Origin of the sequence: Sutterella sp. (assembly GCF_052272535.1) — a bacterium.
GTDB lineage: Bacteria > Pseudomonadota > Gammaproteobacteria > Burkholderiales > Burkholderiaceae_F > Sutterella.
Map to the genome: position 1 here is coordinate 1 of NZ_DAVZJY010000197.1, position 4,376 is coordinate 4,376.

The following is a 4,376-nucleotide window of genomic DNA, read 5'->3' on the forward strand; positions in this document are numbered from 1 at the left end:
ACGGGGCTTGCGCGAGGCCGGTTTTTTGGTCATTCACGCGCAGCAGACGCGCAAGAAAAGGCCGCCCGGAACGACAGCCCGGAGCGGCCTTTTCTTGGAACCAAAGCCAAGCGCGTCAGATCGCGCGCAGGCGGATGAGACGGCGGCCGTCGGGCGTGTAGTCCTTCGCGGGCTTCACCTCGTTGGGGCGACCGACGCGGCGCAGGTACCGGCGCGAGGAGCCCGACATGTTCCAACCCACCTCGCGGCCGCGGCTCTGGATGCGCTTCTCGAGGCACGAGGCGCACTGTGTGGGCTCGTCGTCAAGGCAGGGCTTGTTGTCGTAGAGCTGGTAGCCCTTCCTGAAGCGCTGGGGCGACAAGTTCGGCATCACGATGTTGCAGCCGTATTCGATGCCCATCTCGCGGCCGTCGTCGCGGATCGCCTGCAGCGCCGTGGCGGCGGCGATGTTCACGGGGCCAAGGACGAGGCGCGTGACGGCGATCATGTTGAGGGCGAGTTGCAGGAGCGCCTTGGGCTCCATCTGCCCCAAAGCCTCGAGGTCGTTGCCTTCGCTCCTCAGATAGGGCCCCATGCCGATCATGTCCACGTCGATTTCCTGGAACAGGCGGATGTCGCGGCAGAGGTCTTCGAGGGTCTGCCCCGGAATGCCGATCATCACGCCGGTGCCGACCTGGTAGCCCGCGCGGCGCAGCGACCGGAGGCACTCGAGGCGGTGCTCGAGGTTCTTCTCGTTCCGGCCCGGGGTCGAGTGGAGCATTTGGAAGAGCTCGGGGTTCGAGGTCTCAAAGCGCGCGAGGTAGCGCAGCGACTCGGGATTCCCGCAGGCCTCGGCCCAGCGGCGGTAGACGGACTCGGGCTGGTCGCCGAGCGAGAGCGTGACGCCGACGCCGTTGGGCAGGAGCGGGCTCTTCGTTTTGACGTGGATCTCGCGCAGGCACGCGCAGATGAATTCGATGAACTTCTCGTCGTGGCGCTCGCCCGCCTGCAGGCACACCGAGCCGTAGCCCTGGCGCGCCGCCCAGACGGCCTGCTCGACGATCTCCTCCTGGGTCATCGTGTAGCGCTCGACGGCGTGGTTCGCCTTTCGGATGCCGCAGTAGCGGCAGTTTGCCGTGCAGATGTTCGAGAGTTCGATGAGGCCGCGGTAGTAGACGTAGGGGCCCATCAGCTCCGTGGTGCGGTTGAAGGCGGCCTCCTTCAGCATCCGGCAGTCTTCCGGGTCGGTGAGGCCGAGGAGCGCGACGATGTCGGCGTCCGAGAGCTCGGGACGCGCAAGGATCGCGGCAAGTTCGGTACGGGTCATTTGGGGTGAGGAAAAAGAATTCTTGTTGGCGCGGATTTTCGCACCATTTCTCAGTGTTTTCACGCAGTCGGCCCGCCTTTGAGCAAATTTTTCACGCCCCGGCCGCCGCGGGCGCCCGCTCCGTCTCGGCAATAGTCCCGCGGAGCGCCGAAAACCCGCGCGTACGCGGATCGTTCGCATTTCCTTGCACTGCCGCAAAGCGCCCGGAACCTATCCGCGCGAAAATGTGCGGTCGTCCCCAAGAAGAAACCGTCCTCACGACACCGATCATGACCCGAGAAGCCCTTCAATCCGTTGCCGCCGATGCCGCGGCCGAAGCCGCCGCCGAGGACGGTGCGCTTGATGATGCGGTGCTCTTCGGGCCGGCGGGCTCGGACGACCCGCGTTGGTGTTGGATCGCAACGCGCCGGACGTCGCTCGCAACGCCCGACGGCGACGTGCTCCTTGCGAAGTTCGGCATCACCGGGGCGGAGAATCTGCGGCTGCCGCGGCCGCAGGCACTCGACTTCCTCGCCCGCGGCCGATGGGACGGCGCGTGCCTTGACGCGGAGCTCCAGTCTGCGGCCATCCCGCTCTGCGGGCACTTGACGCCCGCGGCGCGCGCCGTAGGCCGTGTGAACCTGTTGCTGCGCGAAGGCGACGGCACGGTGACGGGCGACTACACGATCGGGACGGGCCTTTCGCGCATGCTCCCGGCGATCGGGATTCCGCTCTCGGAATGCCGCGCGCTCATTCTCGCCGACCGCGACGACGACCCGGCCGCGACCGGTCTGGTGCGGCTTCTCAAGCACCTCGGCGCCCCGGAGGCGGCGCTTCTCGCGATCACCGCTCCGCTCACGAAGGCCGAAATCGCCGCAATGCCGGCGGCGGAGCACGCAAACCTCCTCATCAACGCCTCGCGCTTCGGGCGTGCGCCCGACTTTGAGGCGATGCCGGTCGAAAGTCCCGACGCCCTCGGGTACTTCCACGCCCTGAAGGGCGTCCTCGACCTGATCGACGACCCGGTGCGCACGCGCCTCATCTGGAACGCCCAGCGGCGCGGCCTCCACGCTCGCAGCACGCTCGGGCTGCGCGTGGTCGAGGCGCGCGAGGCGGCCGAACTCTTCACCGGACGCACGCTCCCCTTCTGCGCGACGCGCTCGATTCTCTCCGACATCCGGCGCGAAGCCTCGAACATCGTGCTGATCGGCATGCCCGGCTGCGGCAAGACCACGATCGGCAAGGCCGTAGCCGCGCGCCTCATGCGCGAGTTCGTCGATATCGACGCCAAAGTCGAGCAGCGCGTGGGCAAAAGCTCCGCGCGGATCTACCGCGAGGACGGCGAAGCCTTCTTCCGACTTCATGAATCGGCCGTGATCGAGTCGCTCGCCGATCGCCACGGACTCGTGATCTCGACGGGCGGGGGCGCCTGCCTCAGGCCCCGCAACCGGATGCTCCTCGCCCTCAACGGCACTTTCTACTGGCTGCAGCGCCCGCTCTCGAAGCTCTCCACCTACAACCGCCCGATTCCGCAGCGCCGCGGCGTCGAGGTGCTCTATGAGGAGCGCGCCCCCATCTACCGCGACCTCGCCGAGCGGATCATCACCGTGAAGTCGGTCGAGGAGACCGTCGCCGCGATCATCGGCGAGAGTCGCCCGGGCGAGGACTGACGCGCCGCTCCTCCGGAGCGTCCGCACGCCCCATAACGCCCAAGGGCCGCCCGGAAGCATTCCCGAAGCGGCCCCTGAGGCGTCTCTCCATCGAAGAAGCCGTTCTCAGACGGGCGGCGTGAAGGCGCGTACGATGGGGGCCGGCGCGGTCCACTTCTCGACGCGCACTAGTGCGGTCGAGGCGATGTTCCCGCAGGATAGAGCGCTTGCGGGATCGTCCGGCGTGAGGACGTTCGTGCACCCGTGGGCGTCGATCGCCTCGCCCTCGACCGTCTGCGGGTCGAACCACCCGCCGTGGTGCACGACCACGGAGCCCGGGCGGACGTCGTCGGCCACCACGGCTCCGGCGAGAATGCGCCCCCGAACGCTCGAGACGCACACGACGTCGCCCGCCTCGATCCCCCGCGCCCGGGCGTCCATGGGATTCATCAGGCAGAGCTCGCGCCCGGCGACGTCGGACTTCATGTGGGTGACGGGATTGAGCTGACTGTGAAGCCGCGCGGTGCTCTTCGGGCTCACGAGCTGCAGGAGCGCCGGGTCGGCGCTTCTCGAGGCGTCCTCGTCGGCCGCGTGCTCGCGGCTCCCGTAGGCCTCGTAGGGCTTCAGGTACGCCGGGTGCGGCGGGCAGTCCGCGTAATGGAGCTTCGCAATCCGCTCGGAATAAAGCACGATCCGGCCCGTTTCGGTTCTGAGGGGCGCGGCATCGGGGTCCTCGCGGAAGCGCGCGTAGGCGACGTATTCGTCTCCCTTGGGGTCGTGCGGATAGAGCACCACGCCCGTCCGTTCAAAGTCGCTCCACGCCGGAATCGGAGTGCCTGCGGCTTCGCCCCTCTCGCTGGCCTCTTCGTAGAGCCGGCGGATCCACCCCGCTTCGTCGAGCCCTTCGGTGAATTCCCGCTCGATGCCGAGGCGCTCGGCAAGATCAGCGAAGATCCGGAAGTCGCTGCGGCTCTCGCCCACCGGGGCGATCACCTGCTTCATCAAGACGATGCCGTCGTTCACGTAGGTGCCGATCGACGTGATGTCGCTGCGCTCGAAGAAGGTCGAGGCGGGCAGAACGATGTCGGCGTGCTTCGCCGTCGCGCTCCAGACGCTGTCGGCGACCACCACACACTCGGGGCGACGCCAGGCGGCCTCGAGCCGCCGCGTGTCCGGATGATGCGCAAAGGGGTTGCCGCCCGCCCAGAAGACGAAACGGATGTCGGGATATTCGATGCGGCTGCCGTTCCAGTCGATCACCTTCCCCGGATTTGCAAGGACGTCGGCCATGCGGGCGACGGGCACTGCCGGACTCTCCCTCCAGGGGAGCGTCACGGGCTTGACCGGCGCGACGCGCGTCGGGATCTGCCCGAGAAGCGGCCCCGTGCCGGGCGGGAAGCCCCCGTTGCAGTAGTGGTAGTTGAAGCCGATGCCGCCGCCCG

General features: G+C 67.9%; 3 protein-coding genes. 1 reads left to right on the forward strand and 2 read right to left on the reverse strand.

Translation table 11 applies throughout. From position 1 onward, the window contains the following. Positions 1-115: 115 nt before the first annotated feature. Positions 116-1,306 carry a [FeFe] hydrogenase H-cluster radical SAM maturase HydE gene (gene hydE, locus ACT6Y9_RS08970; RefSeq protein ID WP_443744282.1) on the reverse strand — a complete coding sequence of 397 codons (1,191 nt, stop codon included), beginning with the start codon at positions 1,304-1,306 and terminating at the stop codon, positions 116-118. 269 nt (positions 1,307-1,575) lie between these two features. On the opposite strand from hydE, the gene ACT6Y9_RS08975 reads away from it, so the two are divergent. Next, entirely contained in the window at positions 1,576-2,955 is a 1,380-nt protein-coding gene (locus tag ACT6Y9_RS08975; RefSeq protein ID WP_443744283.1) for a shikimate kinase, read from the forward strand. 105 nt (positions 2,956-3,060) lie between these two features. Here the strand turns inward: ACT6Y9_RS08975 and ACT6Y9_RS08980 are convergent. Continuing rightward, positions 3,061-4,376 (reverse strand): molybdopterin-dependent oxidoreductase (locus ACT6Y9_RS08980; RefSeq protein ID WP_443744284.1); only part of this gene is annotated, 1,316 nt, incomplete at its 5' end.